Below are 25,027 nucleotides of genomic sequence, written 5' to 3'. Positions count from 1 at the left end.
CATACGAAAGTAATCAAATAGAGGTTCTTAATATGCCTTTAGATGAGTATAATCCCTAATATCTATACCATTTTGCATTCTTGTGCATATGAAAGCTTCATTATCATTCTCTTTCGTATGCTTTTTCATCTTTCTCAAGACTATTAGCAACAACTTCACGCATACTAAACGTCTTACATTTGACACTCATCATATGCACTTATGCAACGAAGCAGCCATAATCTATTCGGCTTAGACTGTGAAATGCATATTAGAAGCAAGTTTCATGAGTGGTTCGTATGCTGCATCCAGATTTTCCTCTTTTTTTATCGTGCGTTTTACTGGAAAGTAACGCATCGACCAATTCATATTGAACAAAATCGCTGCGCGATGGCCTGCCTAGGCTGTGTGCAGTGATTTTCTTTTTATCAAAAAGGCAGTAGAAAGTAAGTCCTAATAGTTTAAATTGGTCGTTAAGCACTTCATAAGCTGTGCATAACCTGCATAATTATAACTGAAGGTTGTTGTGAATAACATCTCGTGAAACATCCCTGTTTCTTTCTCTCTGAATTATTAAGTAATTCTTAATAGTTGCTTTTATTGTCAGCTAGTTGTTTTGTAAATACGTTGCGCACTGGAGTGATAATGTGTTAATATTAGTTTGCGCACTGTGGTAAGTATCACAAAAAATAACCTTGCGTATTATTGACAGGGAGTGAGCTATGGAAATTAAAAGAAATATCTATTTTAAGATAGCTGAGTGGAAGAAAGAGACAAATGGGACGAAGGCATTACTGATCGAAGGTGCCAGACGAATCGGAAAATCAACAGTTGCTGAAGAATTCGCTCAGAATGAGTATAAATCCTATATTCTCATTGATTTTAATAAGGCTAAGAAAAAGATAAAAGATGCCTTTGAATCCCTTGATGATCTGGACGTTTTCTTTCAGACACTGACGCTTGAATATAACACAAGGCTGTACCCCAGAGAATCTCTGATAGTATTTGATGAAATACAGAAATTTCCAAAGGCCAGGGAAGCAATTAAATATCTTGTCGCTGATGGAAGATATGACTACATTGAAACAGGCTCGCTGATATCAATTAAAGAGAACGTAGAGAACATAACAATTCCATCAGAAGAGCGGAAAATGCAAATGTATCCGGTAAATTTCGAGGAATTCATGGTATACATTGGCGAAGAAATACTTCTGGATCATATAAGGGAATGTTTTGAGAAAAGGCAGCCGCTTGATAGGCAGATGCATAATAAGGCTATGCGCTTATTTATGGAGTATATGCTGGTTGGTGGAATGCCTCAGGCAATAGTAGCATATAAGAAAAATGGAAGGGATTTCCATGCTGCCGATGTAGAAAAGAGGGATATTCTTGCACTCTATGAAGATGATATCAAAAAGGCAGCAAAGAAATATAAATCAAAGGTCTCAGCTATTTTTGATAATATCCCGGGCTTTTTGTCAACGCATGAAAAAAGGGTTGTTTTAAGTGAAGTGGATAGTAATAATGGAACCTTTGATCGCTATGATGAGCCCTTGTTCTGGCTTGGCGATTCCATGATATGTAATCTTTGTTATAAATGTAATGATCCGAACGTTGGCCTGGCATTAAATAAAAATGAATCCTATGTAAAATGTTATATGGGAGATACAGGATTATTGGTCAGCCATGCATTCAGTGAGAATGAAATCATGGATGAACAGCTTTATAAGCAGATAATGGATGGAAAACTGTCACTTAATCAGGGAATGCTCTATGAGAATATGATAGCGCAGATGATTACAGCATCAGGTCGTAAGCTTTTCTTTTACACAAGATACAGCAAGGAAAAGCATAGGAATGATATTGAAATAGATTTCATTATCTCGAATGAGAGCAAGACAAAGTTTAAAATCAGCCCTATAGAAGTAAAATCATCAAAAAATTACACGACATCATCACTTGGAACATTCAAAGAACTCTTTAAGAAAAGAATTGATAAGCAGATAATAGTGCACCCTAAGGGCTATTCAGAAGCGGATGGAGTCATAAAGATACCTCCATATATGATGCACCTAATATAACATGCAGATAAACAGTGCAGGAGTGATGATTTGAACTATTCAGGAAAAGCCTTGCTTAGACAGGGCTTTTCTTTATGTGCTATATTTGATGTTGAATACTAAAAAAGGAAGGCAATAATAAATGGGGAATACTATACAATTTAATAATGAACAGTTAAAAAATTTTTATTTCGGAGCATATAGTTTTGCTGATACCAATGACGGTTATCTGCAGGCATTTCAGTACAGCGATGAGCAGATGAATTATTTTGAGGGAGCATTTGATTTCTGGTACGATCGCTGCATGGCGTCTACTGCCAAGACCATCGAGATGATAACGGACGCGACGAAGGTTTCTTTTGATTACAAGCTCATCTGGGTCGGATCCCATGATTCCTTTGAACTTTCCATTGACGGACTTGTGAATAGTATCGTATATGTCAAAGATATTGATGTTGAGGGACATATAGAATGGGATATGCCTGAGGGTGAAAAGAGCGTTGTGATCTATCTTCCGGCGGATGCTACTGCCCTTATCAGAAATTTTGAAATCAACTCAGAGGCAAAAAGACCTGAGAAAAATACGCGCGTGCTTTGGCTTGGTGATTCTATCACTCAGGGCTTCGGGCCACTGCGCTCCGCTCAGACTTATGTAAGTGTAGCAAACAGGATACTGGACTACGATGTTATCAATCAGGGAATTGGCGGATACATTTATGACAAGAAATCCTTAATGTCTATGCCTGGATATGTTCCGGACAAGATCATCGTAGCAATGGGTACCAACAATAATCATGACCCTGCCAAAACATCGGATATTACAGAGTATTACGATACTTTGACTGAAATCTACGGAAGCGAGATTCCCATTCTGTGTATCTCTCCCATATGGAGAGGGGATAATCCTGCAGACTATGATAACTTTGTAAGCTACTGCGATATGATAAAGAAAACTGCCGGTAGCTATAAGAATGTAACTGTTTTGGACGGATTTACTCTTGTTCCTCATCTGAGCGAGTATTATCTTGACAACCTTCATCCAAACCTTCTTGGCGCAGAGGTTTACGGCAGGAATCTTGCCGAGTTTATCAGAAGAAAAGGATGGTAAAAGAAAAGGCGAGTAAACATAATATAAAATATGAGCAGTAGGATGGGAATTCAGGAGCAGAATATGGAGCAACAGAAGCTTTTTTACAATATATGCAATGACCTATGGTCCTTCGCCAAGACACTGGATAAGCCAAAGGCTGAGATGTCTGACGAGGACTGGGAGACTGCCATTGCCCTCATGGAGAAGACCGCGGAGAAGTACAAAGCGCTTGGGAGAAAAGAGTATGATCTGGCCTATGCGTCGATGATGGGGATATTGGATTATGTTGAGAAGGGGACATGATGGAACTACTTAATTATCCTGTTACGACAGGAATCATAGCAATTAACATATTGATATTTGCACTTGTGAATCTAAAGAAGCTTGATATAGAACAGCTTGGTTCATCATATATGACAACAATCCAGAATAAGCAGGTATATAGAGTTGTTACAAGTGCTTTCACGCAACGTGAAGTAATGCACCTTGTCTGTAATATGTATTCTCTCTACAACATAGGCTGCGCAATGGAACATATCCTGTATTCAGGGCTGTATGCCTTGTGCTATGGCTTGATAATGATCGCAGGTGGACTGTTATCTGCAAGAATTCATAAAAAAGAAGCCCCGTTTACCTATTCTATCGGAGCATCCGGAGTGATATGCGGGTTACTGGGCATATATATGGTCATAGCATTTACCGTATTCGGATTTAGCGGGTTAAAATCGCTGGTTCCGACGATAGTGCTGTTAGTGGCTATGACGGCATCGAAGAAGATTGATTCGATTGGGCATTTTACGGGGCTGCTGGTGGGAGTGCTGTGTGGAATAGTGCTTGTTAGTGTTTTTAGGTTTGGGTGAATAGAAAGAATCAAAGAATTTCATGAATCTGTAAAAAGGAACTCAAAAAGAGCGGCTAAAATCTGATTCAATCAGATTTTAGCCGCTCTTTTAATTTATATATACCACACAGGAACAATCAGGTTACTACTGTCTACAGCCGAAAGCTCAGGTCGCATGCAGATTATTGCACCACACCCTCTTGGTGTTGTTGCCCTGTCTAATATTGAAAAAGCGCCTACCAGCTCAGTGCCTGGATTGACTGATCTTTTTACTTCTATTGGATGGAGCATTCCATCACTTTCAAGGATCATATCCACTTCCTTATTGTCTTTATCCCTGTAGTACCAGAAGAGGCAATCCTTAGCTGCGTTTTTATAGGATTTGATGATTTCCATGACAACGTAGTTCTCAAGGATGTGTCCGGCAAGGGCGCCGTTTGCAAGAATCTCCGGTGATGAGTATTTGGTCAGGTAAGCCACTAGGCCGGTATCAAAGAAATAGAGCTTTGGTGTCTTTATTGTTCTATGGAGCAGATTATTGCTATAAGGCCTTAGCAGTGTGATGACTTCAGACTTCTCAAGAACCTGGAGCCAGCGTTTAGCGGTATCATCGTTTATTCCGACATCTCCGGCAATGGCGTGTATATTAAGTACCTCGCCTATCCTGGATGCGGCTGACCTTATGAAGTCCCGGAATAAGAGCTTATCTACTCCCTGGATCAGGTCGCTCACATCTCTTTCGATGTATGTTTGGATGTAACTGCTGTAGTAAACGTCTCTGTCAGTAAACTTTCCACTGATAAGCCCAGGCATTCCGCCCATCCAAATGCGTTCATATATTTCATCCATTGAAGCAGGCGCATGTGTTTTTTTACGTTTCTTAAGTTCATTAAGATCAACAGCAAATGGTTTGGAGTCATCCTTTCCATATGCCTCGTGCTGCGAAAGTGGAGGGAGTCTGAGTATTGCAACTCTTCCGGCCAATGACTCCTGGGCCAGGTCCATGAGCTTGAAGGCCTGTGAGCCTGTAAGCCAGAATGATCCCGGGGCAGCACCTTTGTCTATTGCAATCTTAATATATGAAAAGAGCTCAGGAGCATACTGCACTTCATCAATCATGACAGGTGGTTCATGGATCTGCAAAAACATTGCAGGATCTTTTTTGGCAAGGGCACGAGCCTCCAGGTCATCTAATGTGACGACTTCTCTTTCTTCGCTCTGTTCTTTCATGATGGTTTCGAACAATGTGCTCTTCCCAACCTGCCTTGCACCTGTGATCAGGATGGCTGAGTACTCTTTGTTAAGTTCTATTATCTTGGATTTAAGATCTCTTTCGATATATCTCATGATAAATCCTTTCGGCTAAAATATGATTCAATCATATTTTAGCCGAAAATGGTTACCATATCAATAGTAACGCAATGTTTATCGAACTTTAAAAGTTTGTTTATAGACTCCTAATCGAATGTAAAGGTACGATTATTTGAAGTATTTCATAGGCAAAAATTGTTGACAGAAAGCTAAGCGTCCACTACAATTGTAAGCAATTGAATAAACTATCTTCAGGGCAGGGTGTAATTCCCTACCGGCGGTACAGCCCGCGAGCCTTTAGTGGCATGATTCGGTGTGATTCCGAAGCCGACAGTATAGTCTGGATGAGAGAAGAGGTGTGGCTTATTGGATAAGTGTCCCTGAGAATATTTATATTCTCAGGGATTTTTTATTATAAGAGGCTTTGACGTGTCTTGGATAGGTGTATTCAAGGCACGTTTTTTATTCGGAGGAAGGGTATGAACGACAAGTTTTATATGAAAAGAGCCATTGAACTGGCTAAGAAGGGAGCGGGCTACGTTAATCCCAATCCAATGGTGGGAGCGGTTATAGTCAAGGACGGCCGCATCATCGGTGAGGGGTATCATGAACGCTACGGGCAGCTCCACGCAGAGCGCAATGCTCTGAAAAGCTGCAGCGAGGATCCCAAGGGGGCGACAATCTATGTGACGCTGGAACCCTGCTGCCACTACGGTAAGACACCGCCCTGTACTGAGGCCATTATCGAAAGCGGCATAGCAAGAGTTGTTGTGGGAACACTGGACGTGAATCCCATCGTGGCAGGTAAGGGTGTCAAGATTCTCAAGGACCATGGAATAGACGTAACCGTAGGGGTTATGGAAGAGGAAGTTAAGAGCCTCAACAAGGTCTTCAACAAATATATAATCACCGGGCTTCCCTATGTTGTCATGAAATACGCCATGACCTCTGACGGCAAGATAGCCACCCGCACCGGAGCTTCCAGGTGGATCAGCTGTGAGGCTTCCAGGAAAAAAGTCCACGAGCTTCGGAACAGGCTCTCTGGAATCATGGTGGGTGTCGGCACCGTCATAGCGGACGATCCCCTTCTGACCAGCAGGGACAGCGACATCAATAAGAATCCCATCAGAATAATCTGTGACAGCAACCTTTCGATTCCACTGGATTCTCAGGTAGTGCTGGATGCTGCCAATAACAAGACCATAATCGCAACCTGTAAGGGCAATCCTGACAAAATGCGTGCCCTTGAGGGCTACGGCTGCGAGATTCTCAAAGTCCCGGAAAAAGACGGCTGCGTAGACCTCAAGGTACTTATGGTAATGCTGGGGGCAAGAGGCATAGACAGCATACTTCTGGAAGGTGGCGCTACATTAAATTACAGCGCTCTGAAGACGCAGATTGTTGACGAGCTTCAGATCTTCATGGCTCCAAAGGTCTTCGGAGGCCGGGCAAAAAGCCCTGTGGAGGGCCTTGGCGTAGACATTCCGGGCAAGGCAATACAGCTGATTCCAAGAAACGTATCCATGGTAGGAAAGGATATTTTTATAGAAAACGAGGTGAGCTATCAGTGTTTACAGGAATAATTGAGGAAATCGGCAGGGTCAAAGCCATAAGCCGAAACAGTGCAAACAGCCGGCTCACCATTGAGGCTAAAAAGGTGCTTGAGGATGTCCGTATCGGAGACAGTATAGCGGTAAACGGTGTATGCCTTACGGTTGTTAGTTTCGATGCAGTGAGCTTTACCGTAGATGTCATGAATGAGACTTATTCAAGGTCAAGTCTTGGTGAGCTTAGAAGCGACAGCAGTGTGAACCTGGAGCGGGCCATGGCAGCCGGCGGCCGATTTGGAGGGCATATGGTCTCGGGGCACATAGACGGAACCGGCAGGATCAAAGCCACTAGGAGAGATGGCAACGCAGTCTGGTATGAGATCACCGCGGAGCACGCTTTACTAGAGGGAATTGTGGAGAAGGGCTCCATAACCATCGACGGCATCAGCCTCACAGTGGCGAAGGTGACGACAAGCTCTTTTAGCGTGTCTATAATCCCCCACACCCTGGAGCAGACCATACTTAAGGACAAGCGCCCGGGCAGTGTCGTGAACCTTGAAACCGACATGATCGGCAAGTATGTAAGAGCATTTCTATCGCAATCCGGAGAAAAGAGAGATTTTTGGGAGGTAATGTATGGATAAAGAACTTATGGAAAAAGCGCTTAACGACCTGCGGGAAGGAAAACTCATCCTTGTCATGGATGACGAGGACAGGGAGAATGAAGGTGACCTTATCTGCGCCGCAGAATTTGCCACAACGGAAAATGTGAATTTCATGGCCAGCAAAGCTAAGGGCCTTATCTGTATGCCTGTCAGCAGTAAGATAGCAGGTGTTATGGGACTTTTTCCCATGGTTGACGTAAATACTGATAATCACGAGACCGCTTTTACCGTGTCTGTTGACTATAAAGAGACAACAACCGGAATATCTGCTGCAGAACGCGGACTTACAGCCAGAATGATGGTTTCAGAAGGCGTAAACGCAGCTGATTTCAGAAGGCCGGGCCACATGTTTCCTCTTGTGGCAAGAGATGGAGGAGTTATCGTAAGACCCGGACATACAGAGGCAACGGTTGACCTCATGCGTCTTGCGGGCTTAAAAGAGTGTGGTCTGTGCTGTGAGATCATGTCAGAGGACGGAACCATGATGAGACGTGCAGAGCTGGAAAAGTTCGCCGCAGAGGAAGAACTTACCATGATCACTATCGCCGATATCGTTGAGTATCGCAAGATCTACGACAAGCTGGTGGAGTGCGTTTCAGTGGTTAATATGCCCACAAAATATGGATTTTTCATGGCTCATTGCTATATTAACAAGATAAACGGAGAGCACCACGTGGCGCTGGTAAGCGGCGATCTGGGAGATGGCGAAGATGTGCTGTGCCGTGTGCATTCCGAGTGCCTTACAGGGGACGTATTCGGCTCCATGAGATGCGACTGCGGTCAGCAATTCGATAAGGCAATGCAAATGATATCAGAAAACGGCCGTGGAATCCTACTGTACATGAGACAGGAGGGCAGAGGAATCGGCCTTGTGAATAAGCTTAGGGCCTACAAGCTCCAGGACGGAGGAATGGATACGCTGGATGCCAACCTGGCTCTGGGATTCCCGGGAGATATGAGGGAATACTACGTTGGCGCCCAGATCTTACGTGACCTTGGGGTTCGCTCATTGGAGCTTCTTACCAACAACCCGGACAAGGTCTATCAGCTGGAAGACTACGGAATGAGGATCAATAAGAGGGTTCCCATAGAAATAGACGCCAACAGATTCGATGTTTTTTACCTGAAAACCAAAAAAGCCAGAATGGGACACATTCTTGGAGTATAAGGAGGATATGAAAATGAGAGTATATGAAGGAAAGCTGGTTTCCAAGGACATTAAGGTGGGTATTGTAGTTGCAAGGTTCAACGAGTTTATTACTTCCAAGCTTCTGGGAGGCGCAATCGATGGCCTTAAGCGTGAGAATGTAAATGAAGAGGATATTGATGTGGCATGGGTTCCCGGAGCCTTCGAGATTCCGCTTATCGCAGGCAAGATGGCTGATACGGGTAGATATGATGCTATCATCTGTCTGGGAGCTGTCATCAGAGGCGCAACATCTCATTATGACTATGTCTGCGCCGAGGTGTCCAAGGGAATTGCTCAGGTTGGATTAAATGCCAAGATTCCCGTAATGTTCGGCGTACTTACCACCGATACCATTGAGCAGGCTATCGAGAGAGCGGGCACCAAGGCAGGAAACAAGGGATTTGAGTGCGCCCAGGGAGCCATCGAGATGGTTAATCTAATGAGAGAGATCGGCTAAAATTGGCGCTAAAAGTATATTGACAATGCAGGTCGTAAGGGTGAATGATATTAAAAAACTTTAAAAAGTAAGATAACTACCTGAAAGGGCGGAAGAGAGAAGAATATGAGCACATCTGAAAAAGTGCTGTTTATACTTGAATCGAATAAAGATATTTACATTTCCGGAGAAGAAATGGCGGGCCAATGCAGTGTTTCAAGAAATGCTGTATGGAAAGCCATAAGAGATCTTCGGGAAAAAGGCTATGATATAGAGGCAATAAGCAACAAAGGTTATAAGCTTAAGGGCAGCACCGATATTATATCTGCCGAAGGAATATTGGCAGGTTTGCCCAAGGAACTTAACGGAGCAGAGATTCTTGTTTATGACAGCCTTGAATCCACAAATGACAAGGCAAAAGAACTGGCTATGAAGGGCGGGAAACATGGAACAGTCATTGTTGCTGTGACACAGACCGGTGGGCGAGGCAGGCAGGACCATAGTTTCTACTCTCCTGAAGGCGGCCTGTATATGAGCATTATTTTAAAACCGGAAATGCTCTCCAGCACAGACAGCAGAGCCGTTACTTCCTTTGTGGGAGGCGCCGTGATAAGTGCCATACAGGAGCTTACCGGCATAGAGTCCTATATTGACGGAATCAATGACCTATATGTTGAGGGTAAGAAGATATGTGGCATTTTGCTGGAGGCAGGAAGCGAATTCGATAGTAATACTTTGCAGTGGATAGTCGCAGGCATAGGAATAAACTTTGATTCGGACATAAGCGCTTTTCCCAAAGATGTAAAAGAAAGGGCATCCAGCCTGTTTGCTCCCGGCCAAGCCACAATTACCAAAAATGCGCTGATCGCGAGAATAATTGAGAGAATATTGGATTGTCAACCATAAAAGCAGATATGGTTGACAATCTTTTTTGGTTATGCTACCTTCATATCTGGATTTAATAATTCTTGGAGGATCAGACATCATGAGTAGTGAGAATGTAGTAAAGACAAGAGAAAAAATGAAAGTATTGGATCTGGTATATGTTGCGATTGGAGCAGCGCTTATAGCCATATGTTCCTGGATAAGTATCCCGACGGCAGTTCCGTTTACACTTCAGACATTTGCAGTATTTTTTGTATTGTTACTTCTCGGAGGTGAAAGAGGAACCATTGCAATATTAGTATATGTGCTGCTTGGAGCTGTTGGAGTACCGGTTTTTGCAGGCTTTAGCGGAGGTATCGGAATACTGCTTGGAAATACAGGCGGATACATTTTGGGATTTTTGTTTATTGGCCTCATTTATATCCTGTTCACGAAATTATTCAAGAAAAAAATTGTTATTAAAGTAGCATCGCTTGTTCTTGGACTTGCAGTTTGCTATGCCTTTGGAACAGCCTGGTTCATGCATGTCTATATGCAGAGTAGCGGAGAGGTGGGACTGATCACAGTTCTTGGCTGGTGCGTGTTCCCCTTCATCATACCCGATCTGCTAAAGCTTGCACTTGCTGTAGTAATTGCCCGTAGAGTTGAACCGGTGGTCAGATAATCGTAGTTGACTAGGACACGCTTTAGTGCTACAATGTGTTAAACCAGTGAGAAAGAAGAGTACTTCTTCTATGAAGCCTACAGAGAGTGTCCGGTGGTGAGAGGACGCAGTGGATGGATGAAGGAATGGTCTTTTGAGGGCGAAGCGAAATGGCTTGCACGTATCGGGCATGCACTAAGTAGTATTCGACGGGAACTCCCGTTACAGAGTAGGGAAAGTGGTAGCTTTCTACTGAGGGATCGGTTATTCCGATAAACAAGGTGGCACCGCAGGATAATAGTCCTGTCCTTGTATGTAGCGCATACAGGGACAGGTTTTTTTATGTAAAAACGCTCCCTGTAACAATTCATATTTTTCGCCACGAGATGGCAAGGAGGATTCAAAATGGATGTTCAGAGCGTAAAAAGAGAAGTGCTGGTTGAGGAAAAGAAGGGACTGGCAAACACCAGAAATCTTATTCTGGTAGGTGTTATGATGGCAGTTGGTATCGTGCTTAGGATGTTTGCAGGCGTTATAGCCCTGGGTAACATGCACCCCAACTTCCTTATTGCAACCTATTGTCTTGCAATCTTCATTATTAAGCCCAACCTCAAGGAGGCAGCAGCCATCGGCCTTATTTCAGGAGCGATCTCACAGATCGGTACATCAATGCCTTGGCTTGGACTTGTATCTGAGACAGTAGGCGCCATCGCAATGTGCCTTCTTATCAGACTTGTGCTGCCCAAGTACATCAAGCCTATTGTCTGCACCTTTATCGCAACACTTTTTTCCGGCTTTGCATTTATCGGTCTTGCAGCCCTGACCTATGCTAAGCCTATGCCAAGCGCACAGTTTGTCAGCATGGCAATTGTTACCGTTGTTACTGCACTTTTGAACATGGTAATCGTTACTGTACTCAGCATTCCTGTTAATAAAGTTATGGGGAACAAAGAAGAATAATGATTTCAGTTAAGGATTTGGGATTTAAATATCAAAACAGCAAAACCGCCGCTTTGGACGGCGTTAATATTGAAATAGCAGACGGAGATTTTGTAGGAATTACCGGCACCTCTGGTGCCGGTAAAACTACTTTTACCTTTGCTTTAAACGGGATTATCCCGCAGAAGATCAAGGGTGATTTCTACGGCAGCGTCATAATTGACGGCAAGGACACTGTAGAACACCACGCAGAGGAGTTTGCGCAGAAGGTAGGAGAGGTTTTTCAGGATATAGATTCACAGATGGTGGCATCCGTTGTTGAAGATGAGATCCTGTTTGGCCTTGAGAACTTCGGCGTACCTCATGAGGAGATAGAAGATCGCCTTCAGAAGGCCCTTAAGGAACTTGGAATAGAGGATCTGAGGGACAGAGAGATATCAAGTCTGTCCGGCGGACAGAAACAGAAGGTTGCCATAGCATCCATGCTGGCTCTTGAACCGGAAGTTATAGTTCTGGATGAACCAACCGGAGAGCTGGATCCCGAGAGTAGCCGTGAGATATTCAGGATTCTCACAAGGCTCAACAGGGAGAAAGGCATAACGGTTGTTATTGTTGAGCAAAAGATCATGCTCCTGTGCGAGTATGTTAAACATATGATGGTCCTTGAGAAGGGCCACGTGGCTTTTTACGGAACACCGAAGGATATGGTTACTTCCATAGCCAAATTCAAGGAACTTGGCATAAATGTGCCGAGAGTTACGGAGCTGTCTTCAAGGCTCATAGAGGAGAAGGTATATGACGGCGAGATAACTCTTACGGTGGATGATGCCGAGAAGATGGTCAGGAGGATTCTGGGATGATACGCTTTGAAAATGTGGACTTCAGATACTCCGAGGACAGACCTATAATCGACAATTTAAGTTTTCATGTGCCCAAGGGAGATTTTGTAGCTCTCATCGGAGCAAACGGCGCAGGTAAGAGTACTATCAGCCGTCTTATTAATGGCCTTTTACATCCCACAGGGGGACATGTATATCTTAACGGCAAGGATACCCTTAAGACCCCTTCCAGCGTTCTTGCCAGGGACTGCGGATTCCTTTTCCAGAATCCGGATCGCCAGATCTGTGAGAACACCGTAAGGGATGAGGTGGCTTTTTCCATGAAGGTACAGGGCCTACCCAAGGATAAGATAGAGGAGCGGGCAGCGCAGGTTATTAAGACCTTCGAGCTGGATCCGGAGTGGTTTCCCTTTTCCAGGAGCCGCGGTGAGCGTCAGAGAATAGCCCTTGCCAGTGTCCTGGCCTGCGAACCGGAGCTGCTTATTTTGGATGAGCCCACCACCGGTCTTGATTATTTGGAATGTATCCGGATCATGGACTATGTGACTGAGCTTAATCGCAAGAAGGGTATTACAGTTCTTATGGTCAGCCATGATATGGAGCTGGTTCAGTCCTATGCAAGGCATGTACTGGTCCTGAACCATGGAACCATTGTCGGACAGGGTCCTACCAATGAGATCATGAAGAATATGGACGTCCTCAAGAAGGCCAGAGTCCTTCCTGCGCAGATTCCTGAGCTGACGCTTCGCTTCAGTGATGAATTCAAGGACGTATTTACCGTAGAAGAGATGCTGGATGCGCTGCTTGCAAGAAGCGGGAAAGGAGGCCCTAAGTGAATCTTCTTAATTATGTTCACGGTAATAGCTTCCTTCACAGGCTTAACCCTGTGACCAAGCTTGCTGCAGCCTTTATGTATGGCATTGCCGCTATTATATGCAACAATGTATACGCGGAGATTGGCTTTATTGTGCTGATGTTACTGATATCCGCCACAGCAGGAATTGCCAAAAGAGCATTGTATCTTACAAGGAACCTGATGATCCTGGGACTTCTCATGTTTGTGATTCAGCTGTTTTTCGTAAGAACAGGAGAGCCACTGCTTGTTATCGGCGGATTTGTTCTCTTTACCACAGGCGGCCTTAAGAGTGCTCTTTTGTTGTCGCTTAGGGTAATTGCAGCTATGCTGCCGCTGATGCTTCTTTTTGCCATCACTCAGATGAACGATCTGTGCAATGCATTGGTTAAAAGGGTTCACCTGCCCTACAGATACGCATTTATCGTAACTACGGCCTTTCGTTTTGTGCCTATTTTTGCCACTGAGTTTCACGACATTCAGGATGCGCAGAAGGCAAGGGGTGTGGACTTTGACACCAAAAATATCTTCAGAAAGCTCCAGCTGATCGCTCCTTTGTGCGTACCGCTCCTGGTTTCCAGCCTTAAGAAGGTGGATATTTCCGCCATGTCAGCGGAGATGCGAGGCTTTGAGCTCAGAGGGTACAAGAGCGGATATAAGGAATATCCTTTTAAGGCAGGAGATCTGCTTACATTTGTTGTTTTGGCAGGACTTATTGTTTTGTCGGTTATTTTTTTGAGATGAGAGTGTGATTATGGATTATACAGCTAGCATGAAGTATGGAACTGAGGTAGTGGATATTGAGATCAAGGGCGCAGAATCTGTGGAAGTTCTTAATCCCGATCCCATGCCGGAAATAGAGGATACCGCAGAGGCTTTCCGCATCTGCGTGGAGGAAGGAGCCATCGCTTCAGCGCCTCTTAAGGAGAAGATTGGTCCGGAGGATAAGATTACTATCATAGTATCGGATATCACCAGGAGCTGGATGCATCAGGGCGATATTTTAACGCTGCTTGGACACTATCTTCACGAGAATATGCAGGTTCCTTTTGAAAATATCTGCGTTCTCATAGCGCTGGGAACCCATAGGAAATCTACTGACAAGGAAATGGAAATAATTGCCGGCTCCTATTTATATCAGAATGTCACTGTGGTGGATCATGACTGCGACGGGGAGTGCACTCTTGTGGGAAGAACCTCCAGAGGTACAGATGTCCGTGTGAATCCGCTTGTCATAGGCAGGAAGGTTATTGTGGTGGGCGGAACTGTTCATCACATGATGGCAGGCTTTGGCGGCGGCAGGAAGAATATTCTGCCGGGAGTATCTTCCAGAGAGACCATCAGGCAGAACCACTCCAGAGCCCTGGATCCCAATATAGCTCACTCTGACCCAAGAGTTGGATGTGCTCTTCTTCAGGACAATCCCATCAATGAGGATATGAACGAGGCAGGAGCTATGGTGGAGGTTGCCTACAGTATTAATATCGTTGTTTCCACGAACGGGCGATTCAGCGGTCTCTTCGGCGGTTCACTGTACGAGGCATGGCAGGCCAGCTGCGTTTTCCAGAAGAAATGCTATGAGAAATGGATAGACTACGAGGCAGATATCGTCCTGGTTTCCAGTGGCGGATTCCCCAAAGACATGAATCTCTATCAGGGCTGCAAAGGTATGCTTAACGGTATGAGAGCCATGAAAGAGGGCGGCACAATGCTTTGGCTGGCCAAGTGCCCCGAGGGGTGCGGCGCCCCCGACTATACCGCCTGGCTTTTGCCCCTCAAGGAAGGAAGACTTGATGAGGCTCTTCGAGCAGACTTTACGATTGGCGGGTTCATCTTTTACCTTACAGTTGAGAACCTCAAGAAGGGCAACTGCCGTACACTTACAACAATAGACAACGACACCACACAGCCCATGGGAATGACCGCATATACAGATCCTGTTGAGTTTATCAAGGGAGTGGATTTTACTGGCAAAAGAGTATATGTCATCCCCTACGGAGGCAGCGTAGTGCCCATGGTTAAAGGGATAGACTGAAATCCTGCGGATATGTTAAAATAGTGGGACGACTACTACATTAACATAATTGGGGGATATATACATGGGTGAGTTAAGTTTTCCGCTTGAGACTAAACATTTTTATATAGAGCCAAAGGACCACGATAATCTCTGGAGAGAAGAGTGGAGCATCTGCCTTAAGACAGAGGATCGTAAGCAGGTTGGAACACTTCGCTTTGAAGAGGCGAGCTTCCACGACGAGGTGTATTTTAGCGCGGACCTTGATAAGGAATATGACAGAGCGACTTTTGGCGTTGAGATCTTTTATGCAATGTCCAGATTTGCATTCAGATTTAAGAATATCAGGGAGATCAGCACAGTCTGCAGGCATGATAACGAGCATCGTATCCGCAGCCTTGAGAAAGCAGGCTATGTATGGAGAAAGTCCCAGGACGGAGATGTCTACTACTCCATGAAGAAGCAGAAGACCTCCTGGACCGGTCTGTACGTCATAATCGGCATGATCGCCGGATTCATCATGGGAATCACTATATCCAATCTGTGGGTCGGCACCGTGGCAGGTGTTCTGATAGGCACCATCATCGGTGTTCTGATGGATAAAAGAGAGAAGAAAGAGATCATAGAGTAGATACAAACGAATATTTTGTATGATATGATGTATGAGGGTATGAAAACTGTATAAAAAGGGGGAAAATATGAGATTTAAAAGATTATTAGCTGCAGCAGTGGGAGTTATCAGCGTTCTGACCGTATCAACCACCGCATATGCGGGCACCAATGAACTTACAGGACTTGAGGTCAGGGACGAGATCATTAACCAGAGGCCTGTTGCCATCATGGTGGACAATGAGAAGACAGCTCTTGCACATTATGGTACCGCTGAGGCAGACATCGTGTACGAGATGATGAACAGCACAGCCAACGGACGTATTACCAGGCTTATGTGCTTATACAAGGATTGGGGAGTGCTTCAGCAGACAGGAAGTATCCGCAGTGTGAGAACAACTAATGTGATACTTGCGGATGAGTACAACGCTGTACTTATTCATGACGGCGGCCCATTCTATATCAATACCTATCTGGCTCAGCCCTATGCCGCTCATATCAGCGGAGGCTTCACCAGAGTCAAGAACGGCAAGCCAAGAGAGTTTACCGAGTACGTATTTGGAACAGAGCTGACAAGCCGTTTTGCCAAGAGCAAGATCTCAACCAATTATGTACAGGCACCGGAGAGAGGAACTCACTTCGTATTTAACGGCGCCGATACTGATCTTGGCGGCAATACCGTTGCCAACAACGTTGAGCTTGGAAGCGTATTTCCGCACAATAAGAGCAGGCTCCAGTTCAATGCCGGCACAAGAACCTATGATTATTATGAATACGGTTCTATACACAAGGATGCTGAGGATGGTCAGGTACTTACCTTCAAGAATGTTATCCTTCAGAATGTATCCTTTACACAGCTTGATCCCAACGGTTATCTTACTTACAATGTTATCGGTTCCGGAAGTGGTTATTACATCACCAACGGCAAGGCCATTCCAATTACCTGGTCGAAGGGCAGTGAAACCGGAATCACACATTATTACAGCGCCGAGGGCAATGAGATCAGCGTGAACAGAGGCAAGACCTACATCGGAATCGTTCCTTCGGATACCTGGAACCTTGTGGGCATCAACTAATTCTATAGTTTATAATTTATGGCAAAATAAGTGGCTGTCGTCAGTTTGATCTGAGCAGCCACTTTCTGTTTATCGTGATAATTCTATTCATTCTCTTCCGGGGCGATACCCTCTTGTTTATCTAGAAGGTCTATCGTCATCTGATATATGGTCTCATCCTTGACATTTTCATCGGTTCGAAGGAGACAGGCAGCAGGACATTTTATTGTTACGCTCTTGCTGTCGACGCAGTTTATTGACTCCACGTTGCTTACCAGATCTCTGGTGAGCTGTTCCAGTTTCTTTTTGGAATCTATATAAATAATGACTCCGAAATAGGCCTCCTTGGTACGGGCCGCAACCGCTTTTTGTCCGATGACCTGGATTATCTTTTCACCTATTTCACGAATGACTTTTACACCGAATTTACTGCCGTAGGTATCTTCGATTCGCTTCTGATTGGCATTATGAAGCATGATAAAACCATAGGTTTTGCCGGCATCGTTGTACTGCATAGCGTAGTCGACCATGGTGGCCAGGAAGAATTTACTATTCATGAGTCTGGTCATATTATCAAGCTTGGAAGGAGCCAGGAGCTTGTTGACACGGTAGATTTCCTGATCTACATCGGCAAAGCTTCCCACAAGGCCAATAATCTTGCCCTTATCATAAATGGGCATTTTGTTGCAGATGATATTGTGGACAACGCCATTTACGATGCACTGTCCCGGGGCATTTACAACAAATTTTCCCTTGCCGATTACATCCAGCTCATCACCTTGATAAGGCCCGTCATCAACGTGCCAGTGCATTTCTTCATCTGTCTTGCCGATAACTTCATCCAGGGATTCCATTTCATAGAATTCCAGGAAGGATTTGCTGACACCTCTGAAACGGCGGTTACTGTCTTTCCAGAACAGCTTATGGGATGAATTATTTGAAAGAGTAGCCCATAATCTTGCGTATTCCTCAACCAATGCATCAGTTTCGGTGCCACTACAGTTGAAATTTAAATAACTGGCGTTATCTAATAAATGAGCTATTTCATCAGGTATAGTGCTTATTCCGTATAAGAACTCATTATAGGCAGTTCCGGGAATGGGCATAATGGAAATTATGCGCCATTGGTAGCAGCCATCAGCCTGTTTGATGCGGAAGGCCTTCTGAGCATAGGTTTTGTCGGCTTTGTCCAGTCTTTCGCGCATTGTTTCAAAGTTCATGAACTCAAGGAAATCAGACTGATCATCAGGATAAACAAATGTAGAAGAGAAGGATGTGTAAACGGCCTTCATCGTCATGAACTCATTCATTTCCTCAGTCATGTAGATATATCCGCCAAGGAGGGGATATACGGTATTTGCGCTGATATTCATGAGAAGTACAACCTCATAGAGGTTGTTAAGCTCTCTTAAACGGAAATCCAGTCTATCACGCTCAGTGGTGTTCTGATCCATAGAAATGTTTGTAATCTGCGTCTTAAAAAGATATCTGTCCTGATTCTCGGCGAGATACATTCCCTTTAACAAGTAATAATTACCTTTATCGGTAAAATAGAAGCTCTCATTACTTTTACTTCTTATGGCTTTGTTGGCGAACTGCCTGAATTTGCTCATAAGGGGAGAGTTCTCGCTGAATATTGTTTTATCAAGCTCATAGTTGTCTTCGGTAATAACCGAGATCTGATGTTTGAAGGCGTCGTTAATAAAAAGTGTATGGAAGGTATTTCCATCATATTCGATGATCTGTAGCGGAGCATCTGTGTCAATTACATTGATGGTGGCAGCTTCATAATAAGCTCTCCACTGACGTTCTTCCATGGTGATACCTTTTTCGCTAAGGCTCAGCATCAGATCATCCAGGGGCTGGGGCTTACCGTAGTAGTAGCCCTGAAGCTTACCGCAGCCTATAGATTTAAGGAATTTCACCTGCTCCTTGGTCTCTACACCTTCACAGAGGGTCTTGATGCCAAGATTTTTGGCCATTACAACCGTAGAGCGCAGAATTATCTTGGATTTTTCTGCTAAATTGGACAGAAATGCCATGTCCATCTTAAGAAGATCAAAGGAGTAATCCTTTATCAGATTAAGGGAAGAGTAGCCACTTCCGAAGTCGTCCATCCAGATCTCATAGCCTCTTGTCCTGAATCTGTCTATGACATCCTTCATGAGGTCTTCATCCTTGGCGATCATGCTCTCAGTTACTTCAAAATGGAGATAGTCCCTGGGAATATCGTATTTGGCGATAGCCTTTTCAACCACATCCAGCATATCGCACATAATAAAGTCAAGTCGGGAGAAATTAACCGATACAGGCACAGCAGGAAGTCCCTTGGAGAGTTTATCGCGAATGTCACGGCAGGCCTGTTTGACCACATAGCAGTCCAGCTTGAATATTTCGCCGGATTCTTCAAGGGCACCGATGAATTTGTCGGGCGCTAAAAATCCAACTTCAGGATCAATCCACCTTGCCAGAGATTCGGCACTGCATAGTTGTCCCGTTATAGAGCGGACAACCGGCTGATAGTAGACTTTGATCCATCCGCTGGATATGGCTTCATCAATATGAGTTTTTACATATTCGCTGAGTGAGTCCTTATTGGTGAGGTCCTTCATCGATGCATCCTGCATTCTTATATATAAACTAAGCCTATAGTAACCTAGCCTTATTATAACAACGAAATATTAAATATATATTATCGGAATATAAATAGTGTATAAGAATATCAGAATGTTTGTAAAGCTGAAATTTTATCTCCAGAGTACCCAAAGGAACACATAAGCGCCTATAACTGCTGCAAGAGTGAAGGGGATACCGATGCGGGCGAAGTCCTTGAAGCTTACTTCATAACCCTCTTTTCTCAGCATTCCTACACCTGCGATATTGCAGCTGGCACCAACAGGAGTGATGTTTCCGCCAAGAGTTGCGCCGCAGAGGAGTCCAAAGTAGAGTAGACAAGGGTTAACTCCCAGGGCAGCGGTAACTCCCTTAAGTACGGGAAGCATTGTTGCTACATAAGGAATATTGTCAATAAATGCGGAAATCAGTACTGATCCCCATACTACAATAGTAAACAGAGCAAAAAGGTTGTTGCCGCCTGCAGATACAATGAGGTTAGCAAGGTCATCAACAAGACCTACATTGGTGATTCCGCCGATTACCATGAACAGAGCGGTAAGAAGGAGCACTGTGTCATAGTCAAGGTTCTTGACAACTCTCTTGATACGATCTACATCATGATCCTTGAAGTATTCCCAAACCATACCGATAAGGCTGCAACCAAGGCAGATAACACCGTTGGTGATCTCTGGCTTATCAGGAATGAAGGATGCTGCCATAAGAAGAATAACATGGGCAACCATCATAATGGTGGGAACATAGTCTGTAACGACGGTCTTCTCTGTGGACTCAACAGGTTCCTTATCTTTTCTGAAAAGGATCATCATGATAGGCACGGTAAGAAGAGCGCCCAGCTCAACGGCAAAGAAGATACCAAGTCTTCCGTCCATCCAAAAGAAATCCATAAAGTCCATATTCGCATAGGCCTTGGCTGCCAGCATAATTGAGGTAGTGTCACCTACCAGAGTTGCTGCGCCCTGAAGGTTAGATGATACGGCGATTGAGATGATCATGGGAACAGGATTGATCTTAAGCTTCTTGCAGATCGCGAGACCAACGGGGGCTACCATGAGAAGAGTTGCCACGTTGTCAATAAAGGCTGAGATGATACCTGAGAACAGCGACATGAAGATCGTTACCCACATTACATTGGGGGCCAGATCCAGGAGCTTCTCAGCGATAAGATTGGGCATCTTGGATTCAATGAAATAGTCTACCAGAAGGAGCGTTCCGAATATCATAAGAAGAACGTTCCAGTCCACGACTCCCAGAACCTTTCCAAAGGGAAGAATACCGGATATTACGTAGATTGCTGCAACGCAGAGAGCAATAACCGCTCTGCGCTTGGGGAATAGGATAAGCCCCACGTACATTCCGACGAATAAGATGATTGCTAGTGTTTTTAACATGTTTTTTCCTTTCCGGCAGAAAAAAAGAGACTGATACTGCCATTGAATGCAGTAAAAGTCTCGTTATCTATAACGTGTCCGGGGAGATGCCTCCCGTACTGACGAACAGCGTTGCATACATAAGTATGTTAACTACTCCCTTTTACCAAAATGATAAAAATTTCCTTTAATAAAATAACAAATTTAAAGTGTTTCCGCAACAGAATTGTGTCAAATGTGCTATCATTTTATATAATGTTTAGAAATTAGCGAGAATGGGAGAAAAATATGGAAAAAGTAAACAAATTTGGGGCAAAACAGATTGCTACAACAGCAATCCTACTGGCGATATGCATCATCAGCCAGTTCTTTAAGAATCTGAGCATCTTTATCACCGGACCGATAATCAATACCTGCATAGTATTGGCTGTTCTGACGGTTAATCTTCCCTGCGGGATAATCCTTAGTGTGATCACCCCGATAACTGCATATCTGATTGCGGCATCACCGGTCATGACGGCTGTGCCTTTGATTATTCCTTTTATCATGTTGGGGAATATAGTTCTTGCAATTGCTGTAAACTTCCTGATGAAAAAGAATATGATGGCAGAGGGAAAGCCTGTGATTACCTTGAAAAATATCATTACAGCTGTTATTTCAGCTCTGGCGAAGGGAGTATTCATGGGACTTACCATTTCGCTCTGGCTCCTTCCTGCCTTTATTCCTGAAGAGAGTAAATTAAGAGGTAAGTTGAGTGTATTCCAGACCACATTTTCTGTGTATCAGTTCATCACTGCATGTATAGGAATGGTGTATGTGTTCATTATTATGACTGCGCTGAAGAAGGTCTTAAATAGGCAGTGAGAAAGTCTGGCGATAAACGGGTAGAATAATTAGATAAGATTATCTGGATTAAGAAAACAGGGTGAGCCTTTATGGTTCACCCTGTTTTATATATGTTATATATATTATTTAATCCTTGTTAAATGCCGGAACAAGTCTCATCAGCATGACGGTTAATACCATCAGTGCAATACCTATCGGCATGCAGATATACCAGCTTCTGACAAAGCCTGAGATGAAGTAAGCCACGAAGGAAACAATGGCAGTAGTCATGGCATAAGGAAGCTGTGTGGATACGTGTTTGATGTGATCACATTGAGCTCCGGCACTGGCCATGATAGTGGTATCCGAGATAGGAGAGCAGTGATCGCCGCAAACAGCGCCTGCCATGCAGGCTGAAATTGAGATGATCATAAGCTCGTTTGAAAGGTTGGCATCGAATACGCTTACAACGATAGGAATCAGGATTCCGAAGGTTCCCCAGCTGGTTCCTGTTGCAAAGGCAAGGAACACTGCGATCACGAAGATGATGGCGGGAAGAAGACTCATAACCATCTCACTGGAGGCCATATTCTCAACAATGCCTGCCACATATTCTTTTGCTCCGAGAGAATCGGTCATTGCCTTAAGGGTCCATGCAAAGGTGAGGACCAAAATGGCGGGAACCATGCTCTTGAAGCCCTCAGGGATGGCGTTCATACATTCGTTGAAGTTAAGTACTTTGGTTGCCAGATAGAAGATAATAGTAATAATAAGTGCTACAACCGAGCCGTATACAAGACCAACGGAAGCATCTGAGCCTGAGAAAGCATCGATGAAGGTCTCACCTGAGAAGAATCCGCCGGTGTAGATCATTCCGATAACGCAGCAGATGATCAGCGAAACGATGGGAAGCACCAGGTGAATTACCTTACCCTTCTGAGAAATGGGTGGTGCAGGCTGGTCCTCGGCGCCGGTGATACTGGAAGCATAGCTGTCCTTGGGCTGTATGGCGTCGCGGATCTTCTGATTATGCTCTGCCTGTCTCATTGGACCATAGTCGAACTTGGAGAAGGTCAGAGAGAACATCATTACAATAGTGAGAATCGCATAGAAATTATAAGGAATGGCTCTTACAAAAAGAGTAAGGCCGTTGGCACCGTCAACAAAGCCTGTAACTGCAGCGGCCCAGGAAGAGATCGGGGCGATAATGCAGACAGGAGCTGCGGTTGCATCGATGAGATAAGCGAGCTTCTCTCTGGAAATCTTGTGCTTATCCGTGAGAGGTCTCATAACTGAACCTACTGTAAGACAGTTAAAATAGTCATCGATGAAGATCAGCATACCAAGAACAATGGTGGCTACCTGTGCACCTGCCTTGGTCTTGACGTGGGTTACGGCCCACCTTCCGAAGGCGGCGGAGCCTCCCGCTCGGTTCATTAGCATGACCATGGCTCCCAATATTACCAGAAAGATCAGAATTCCCACATTCCAACCATCGGATAACTGAGCAATCATGCCGTCAACAAAAACGTGCTGGATTGTTCCTTCGATACTAAAGGATGAATAGAGAAGTCCCCCCACAACAATTCCGATAAACAGTGACGAGTAAACTTCCTTGGTGATCAGCGCCAGCGTGATTGCGATAATCGCAGGCAGCAGCGCCCAAAACGAGTTAGCAAACATAGTTACCTCCTTACTGCTCTTTTTCACACTAAATCGTAAAAGTATATAAATTACTATATCACATTTTTCGCGTTGTAATAGTAGGAACTTTCGGATATAATGGAAAAATATTTGTGATTGGAGGAAATAACCATGAAAGTAGCAGTAACTTATGATAACGGTGAAGTTTTTCAGCACTTTGGACATACAGAGAAGTTTAAAGTATATGAAATTCAGGAGGGCAAGGTAGTATCTTCCGAGATCGTTGATTCCAACGGAAGCGGCCACGGTGCACTTGCAGGTCTTTTGGCTAATCATGACATCAAGGTTCTTATCTGCGGTGGAATGGGCGATGGAGCCAAGGCTGCTCTTGAGGAGTACGGAATCGAGACCTTCGCAGGCACAGAAGGAAATGCTGACGAGGCTGTAGAGAAGTACCTTAGAGGTGAGCTGGTAGATAGCGGTGTTAACTGCGACCACCACGGCGAAGGACATTCCTGTGGCGACCACGAGGAAGAAGGTGGTTGTGGACATTGCGGCGGCAGCGATGCGGATGAAGAGGAAGGCTGCGGTGGATGTTCATCAGGCGGCTGTGGTGGCTGCGGCGGATGTCATTCAGAGCCTCTTTTCGAGGGCAAGAACGTAGGCAAGACCTGCAGAGTACATTACAAGGGAACCTTCAACGACGGCGAGCAGTTCGATTCTTCCTATGACAGAGGAGAGCCCCTTGAGTTCGTTTGCGGCTATGGTTTCATGATCGAGGGCTTCGACAGAGCAGTTGCTGAGATGGAAGTAGGACAGATTGTCGATGTTCATCTCACAGCAGATCAGGCCTATGGTGAGCACGACCCCAAGCAGGTTATAACAATTCAGATTGCTGAGCTTCCCGGTGCTGAGAGCGTTGAGGTTGGTCAGAGAGTATACCTTCAGGATATGTACGGAAGACCTATTCCTGTTAAGGTTACTGATAAGACCGAGACAGAGATTACTTTCGATGCCAACCATGAGATGGCAGGCAAAGAGCTTAACTTCAAGATTGAGCTGGTTGAGATAGCTGATTAATAAGATGACGAGATGACATTGGGACGGTTCTTTTGTCATCTTAGGAATATTGAGAAGCTTAAAGAGGCTGTCGTACTTTGGTACGGCAGCCTTTTTGTAGGGGAATAAAAGTTTTGCACCCGGTAGGTTCAAATCCGCTTAAACCATATGACATAAATGCTCACATACTTACAGGAATGGTAGTTTCTTGCAGATTCATGCTATTTTCCTGGCCAATCAGCGCCAATTGATGCCTATGCATACGAAAGCATCATTTTGGAAACATTTTATATGCCTTATATTGAGGCTCTCTACTGATAGAGATAACATTTTTACGTCATCAAGCATATTAAGTTGTCTTTTTCTTTTCTGTCATATGCTTTTTTTCTGTTGATTCGGTCAAGTCCTTTATTGTGTGTAAATTACCTTTAGGTATCCAATTGTCAGGCCGCTAAAAGTCGTTGCTGTTCCTTTGCAATCTCTATCAGTTTCGCTGACGAGTTGTTCAGCTCATCAAAGTCTTTTCTGGTGAGTGAT

At 44.4% G+C, this 25,027-nt stretch carries 23 protein-coding genes, 1 riboswitch and 1 other annotated feature; of the genes, 19 read left to right on the top strand and 4 right to left on the bottom strand.

The window, feature by feature from the left end; translation table 11 throughout:
- Positions 1-701: 701 nt before the first annotated feature.
- The 4 genes from NXH67_RS05805 to NXH67_RS05790 all read left to right on the top strand — a co-directional run bounded on the left by NXH67_RS05805 (position 702) and on the right by NXH67_RS05790 (position 3,989).
- Positions 702-2,060, top strand: coding sequence for an ATP-binding protein (locus tag NXH67_RS05805; protein WP_272796753.1), 1,359 nt, complete (start codon positions 702-704; stop codon positions 2,058-2,060).
- Positions 2,061-2,181: 121 nt separating this feature from the next.
- Positions 2,182-3,147, top strand: a complete 966-nt coding sequence (locus NXH67_RS05800) for an SGNH/GDSL hydrolase family protein (protein WP_272796752.1) — start codon at positions 2,182-2,184, stop codon at positions 3,145-3,147.
- Between the two features lie 30 nt (positions 3,148-3,177).
- Entirely contained in the window at positions 3,178-3,432 is a 255-nt protein-coding gene (locus NXH67_RS05795; protein ID WP_242830385.1) for a hypothetical protein, read from the top strand.
- Positions 3,429-3,989: a rhomboid family intramembrane serine protease gene (locus tag NXH67_RS05790; RefSeq protein ID WP_272796751.1), complete on the top strand. Its 561-nt coding sequence runs from the start codon at positions 3,429-3,431 to the stop codon at positions 3,987-3,989. Before NXH67_RS05795 ends, NXH67_RS05790 begins: the two co-directional genes overlap by 4 nt.
- A 95-nt stretch (positions 3,990-4,084) precedes the next feature.
- Here NXH67_RS05790 and NXH67_RS05785 read toward each other — a convergent pair whose 3' ends face one another.
- On the bottom strand, positions 4,085-5,317 hold the full coding sequence (locus NXH67_RS05785) for an ATP-binding protein (protein ID WP_272796750.1): 1,233 nt from the start codon (positions 5,315-5,317) through the stop codon (positions 4,085-4,087).
- A gap of 207 nt (positions 5,318-5,524) precedes the next feature.
- Positions 5,525-5,641: riboswitch (FMN riboswitch) on the top strand.
- 119 nt (positions 5,642-5,760) lie between these two features.
- On the opposite strand from NXH67_RS05785, the gene ribD reads away from it, so the two are divergent.
- From ribD to NXH67_RS05720, 13 genes are all read left to right on the top strand, one after another.
- Positions 5,761-6,864, top strand: coding sequence for a bifunctional diaminohydroxyphosphoribosylaminopyrimidine deaminase/5-amino-6-(5-phosphoribosylamino)uracil reductase RibD (gene ribD, locus NXH67_RS05780; RefSeq protein WP_272796749.1), 1,104 nt, complete (start codon positions 5,761-5,763; stop codon positions 6,862-6,864).
- Positions 6,849-7,475 (top strand): riboflavin synthase, encoded by a 627-nt coding sequence (locus NXH67_RS05775; protein ID WP_272796748.1) that lies wholly within the window; start codon positions 6,849-6,851, stop codon positions 7,473-7,475. The genes ribD and NXH67_RS05775 overlap by 16 nt, the downstream gene beginning before the upstream one ends.
- Positions 7,468-8,664 (top strand): bifunctional 3,4-dihydroxy-2-butanone-4-phosphate synthase/GTP cyclohydrolase II, encoded by a 1,197-nt coding sequence (locus NXH67_RS05770; protein WP_272796747.1) that lies wholly within the window; start codon positions 7,468-7,470, stop codon positions 8,662-8,664. Before NXH67_RS05775 ends, NXH67_RS05770 begins: the two co-directional genes overlap by 8 nt.
- A gap of 13 nt (positions 8,665-8,677) precedes the next feature.
- Positions 8,678-9,142, top strand: a complete 465-nt coding sequence (gene ribH / locus NXH67_RS05765; protein ID WP_022779782.1) for a 6,7-dimethyl-8-ribityllumazine synthase — start codon at positions 8,678-8,680, stop codon at positions 9,140-9,142.
- Between the two features lie 105 nt (positions 9,143-9,247).
- Positions 9,248-10,027 carry a biotin--[acetyl-CoA-carboxylase] ligase gene (locus tag NXH67_RS05760; RefSeq protein WP_272796746.1) on the top strand — a complete coding sequence of 260 codons (780 nt, stop codon included), beginning with the start codon at positions 9,248-9,250 and terminating at the stop codon, positions 10,025-10,027.
- Positions 10,028-10,106: 79 nt separating this feature from the next.
- Positions 10,107-10,670, top strand: a complete 564-nt coding sequence (locus NXH67_RS05755) for a biotin transporter BioY (protein ID WP_272796745.1) — start codon at positions 10,107-10,109, stop codon at positions 10,668-10,670.
- A gap of 37 nt (positions 10,671-10,707) precedes the next feature.
- Positions 10,708-10,963: a binding site (T-box leader), on the top strand.
- A 91-nt stretch (positions 10,964-11,054) separates the two neighbouring features.
- Complete coding sequence (locus NXH67_RS05750) at positions 11,055-11,609, top strand: tryptophan transporter (protein WP_022779779.1); 555 nt, start codon at positions 11,055-11,057, stop codon at positions 11,607-11,609.
- Complete coding sequence (locus tag NXH67_RS05745; RefSeq protein ID WP_272796744.1) at positions 11,609-12,448, top strand: energy-coupling factor ABC transporter ATP-binding protein; 840 nt, start codon at positions 11,609-11,611, stop codon at positions 12,446-12,448. The genes NXH67_RS05750 and NXH67_RS05745 overlap by 1 nt, the downstream gene beginning before the upstream one ends.
- Entirely contained in the window at positions 12,445-13,263 is an 819-nt protein-coding gene (locus tag NXH67_RS05740; RefSeq protein WP_272796743.1) for an energy-coupling factor ABC transporter ATP-binding protein, read from the top strand. Before NXH67_RS05745 ends, NXH67_RS05740 begins: the two co-directional genes overlap by 4 nt.
- Positions 13,260-14,024, top strand: a complete 765-nt coding sequence (locus tag NXH67_RS05735) for an energy-coupling factor transporter transmembrane component T family protein (protein WP_272796742.1) — start codon at positions 13,260-13,262, stop codon at positions 14,022-14,024. The genes NXH67_RS05740 and NXH67_RS05735 overlap by 4 nt, the downstream gene beginning before the upstream one ends.
- A gap of 10 nt (positions 14,025-14,034) precedes the next feature.
- Complete coding sequence (gene larA, locus NXH67_RS05730; protein WP_272796741.1) at positions 14,035-15,315, top strand: nickel-dependent lactate racemase; 1,281 nt, start codon at positions 14,035-14,037, stop codon at positions 15,313-15,315.
- Between the two features lie 64 nt (positions 15,316-15,379).
- Positions 15,380-15,925 (top strand): GNAT family N-acetyltransferase, encoded by a 546-nt coding sequence (locus tag NXH67_RS05725; protein WP_272796740.1) that lies wholly within the window; start codon positions 15,380-15,382, stop codon positions 15,923-15,925.
- A gap of 67 nt (positions 15,926-15,992) precedes the next feature.
- Positions 15,993-16,979 carry a DUF3048 domain-containing protein gene (locus NXH67_RS05720; protein ID WP_022779775.1) on the top strand — a complete coding sequence of 329 codons (987 nt, stop codon included), beginning with the start codon at positions 15,993-15,995 and terminating at the stop codon, positions 16,977-16,979.
- 83 nt (positions 16,980-17,062) lie between these two features.
- Here the strand turns inward: NXH67_RS05720 and NXH67_RS05715 are convergent, their stop codons facing one another.
- Positions 17,063-19,585 (bottom strand): EAL domain-containing protein, encoded by a 2,523-nt coding sequence (locus NXH67_RS05715; RefSeq protein ID WP_272796739.1) that lies wholly within the window; start codon positions 19,583-19,585, stop codon positions 17,063-17,065.
- A 120-nt stretch (positions 19,586-19,705) separates the two neighbouring features.
- Entirely contained in the window at positions 19,706-20,983 is a 1,278-nt protein-coding gene (locus NXH67_RS05710) for an SLC13 family permease (protein ID WP_272796738.1), read from the bottom strand.
- A 267-nt stretch (positions 20,984-21,250) separates the two neighbouring features.
- Here NXH67_RS05710 and NXH67_RS05705 point away from each other — a divergent pair, with 267 nt between their 5' ends.
- Positions 21,251-21,826 (top strand): ECF transporter S component, encoded by a 576-nt coding sequence (locus tag NXH67_RS05705; RefSeq protein ID WP_272796737.1) that lies wholly within the window; start codon positions 21,251-21,253, stop codon positions 21,824-21,826.
- A gap of 108 nt (positions 21,827-21,934) precedes the next feature.
- Here NXH67_RS05705 and NXH67_RS05700 read toward each other — a convergent pair whose 3' ends face one another.
- A complete protein-coding gene (locus NXH67_RS05700) occupies positions 21,935-23,470 on the bottom strand; it encodes a Na+/H+ antiporter NhaC family protein (RefSeq protein WP_022779771.1) in 1,536 nt (511 codons plus the stop codon).
- A gap of 132 nt (positions 23,471-23,602) precedes the next feature.
- Between NXH67_RS05700 and NXH67_RS05695 the strand changes: the two genes are divergently transcribed.
- Entirely contained in the window at positions 23,603-24,511 is a 909-nt protein-coding gene (locus tag NXH67_RS05695; protein ID WP_272796736.1) for a NifB/NifX family molybdenum-iron cluster-binding protein, read from the top strand.
- Positions 24,512-25,027: the final 516 nt, after the last annotated feature.

It is taken from the genome of Butyrivibrio sp. DSM 10294 (assembly GCF_028539135.1).
Taxonomy (GTDB): Bacteria; Bacillota; Clostridia; order Lachnospirales; family Lachnospiraceae; genus Butyrivibrio.
The sequence above is the reverse complement of the archived record's forward strand: the minus strand, read 5'-3'. Positions and strand labels throughout refer to the sequence as shown.

What these genes read in the sequence shown, in the direction of transcription:
- NXH67_RS05760 (WP_272796746.1), top strand. Translation starts at nt 9,248, where the DNA reads ATGAGCACATCTGAAAAAGTGCTGTTTATACTTGAATCGAATAAAGAT.
- NXH67_RS05720 (WP_022779775.1), top strand. Translation starts at nt 15,993, where the DNA reads ATGAGATTTAAAAGATTATTAGCTGCAGCAGTGGGAGTTATCAGCGTT.
- NXH67_RS05710 (WP_272796738.1), bottom strand. Translation starts at nt 20,983, where the DNA reads ATGTTAAAAACACTAGCAATCATCTTATTCGTCGGAATGTACGTGGGG.
- NXH67_RS05700 (WP_022779771.1), bottom strand. Translation starts at nt 23,470, where the DNA reads ATGTTTGCTAACTCGTTTTGGGCGCTGCTGCCTGCGATTATCGCAATC.
- ribH (WP_022779782.1), top strand. Translation starts at nt 8,678, where the DNA reads ATGAGAGTATATGAAGGAAAGCTGGTTTCCAAGGACATTAAGGTGGGT.
- NXH67_RS05795 (WP_242830385.1), top strand. Translation starts at nt 3,178, where the DNA reads ATGAGCAGTAGGATGGGAATTCAGGAGCAGAATATGGAGCAACAGAAG.
- NXH67_RS05745 (WP_272796744.1), top strand. Translation starts at nt 11,609, where the DNA reads ATGATTTCAGTTAAGGATTTGGGATTTAAATATCAAAACAGCAAAACC.
- ribD (WP_272796749.1), top strand. Translation starts at nt 5,761, where the DNA reads ATGAACGACAAGTTTTATATGAAAAGAGCCATTGAACTGGCTAAGAAG.
- NXH67_RS05800 (WP_272796752.1), top strand. Translation starts at nt 2,182, where the DNA reads ATGGGGAATACTATACAATTTAATAATGAACAGTTAAAAAATTTTTAT.
- NXH67_RS05725 (WP_272796740.1), top strand. Translation starts at nt 15,380, where the DNA reads ATGGGTGAGTTAAGTTTTCCGCTTGAGACTAAACATTTTTATATAGAG.
- NXH67_RS05790 (WP_272796751.1), top strand. Translation starts at nt 3,429, where the DNA reads ATGATGGAACTACTTAATTATCCTGTTACGACAGGAATCATAGCAATT.
- NXH67_RS05715 (WP_272796739.1), bottom strand. Translation starts at nt 19,585, where the DNA reads ATGCAGGATGCATCGATGAAGGACCTCACCAATAAGGACTCACTCAGC.
- NXH67_RS05705 (WP_272796737.1), top strand. Translation starts at nt 21,251, where the DNA reads ATGGAAAAAGTAAACAAATTTGGGGCAAAACAGATTGCTACAACAGCA.
- NXH67_RS05695 (WP_272796736.1), top strand. Translation starts at nt 23,603, where the DNA reads ATGAAAGTAGCAGTAACTTATGATAACGGTGAAGTTTTTCAGCACTTT.
- NXH67_RS05785 (WP_272796750.1), bottom strand. Translation starts at nt 5,317, where the DNA reads ATGAGATATATCGAAAGAGATCTTAAATCCAAGATAATAGAACTTAAC.
- larA (WP_272796741.1), top strand. Translation starts at nt 14,035, where the DNA reads ATGGATTATACAGCTAGCATGAAGTATGGAACTGAGGTAGTGGATATT.
- NXH67_RS05750 (WP_022779779.1), top strand. Translation starts at nt 11,055, where the DNA reads ATGGATGTTCAGAGCGTAAAAAGAGAAGTGCTGGTTGAGGAAAAGAAG.
- NXH67_RS05755 (WP_272796745.1), top strand. Translation starts at nt 10,107, where the DNA reads ATGAGTAGTGAGAATGTAGTAAAGACAAGAGAAAAAATGAAAGTATTG.
- NXH67_RS05770 (WP_272796747.1), top strand. Translation starts at nt 7,468, where the DNA reads ATGGATAAAGAACTTATGGAAAAAGCGCTTAACGACCTGCGGGAAGGA.
- NXH67_RS05740 (WP_272796743.1), top strand. Translation starts at nt 12,445, where the DNA reads ATGATACGCTTTGAAAATGTGGACTTCAGATACTCCGAGGACAGACCT.
- NXH67_RS05805 (WP_272796753.1), top strand. Translation starts at nt 702, where the DNA reads ATGGAAATTAAAAGAAATATCTATTTTAAGATAGCTGAGTGGAAGAAA.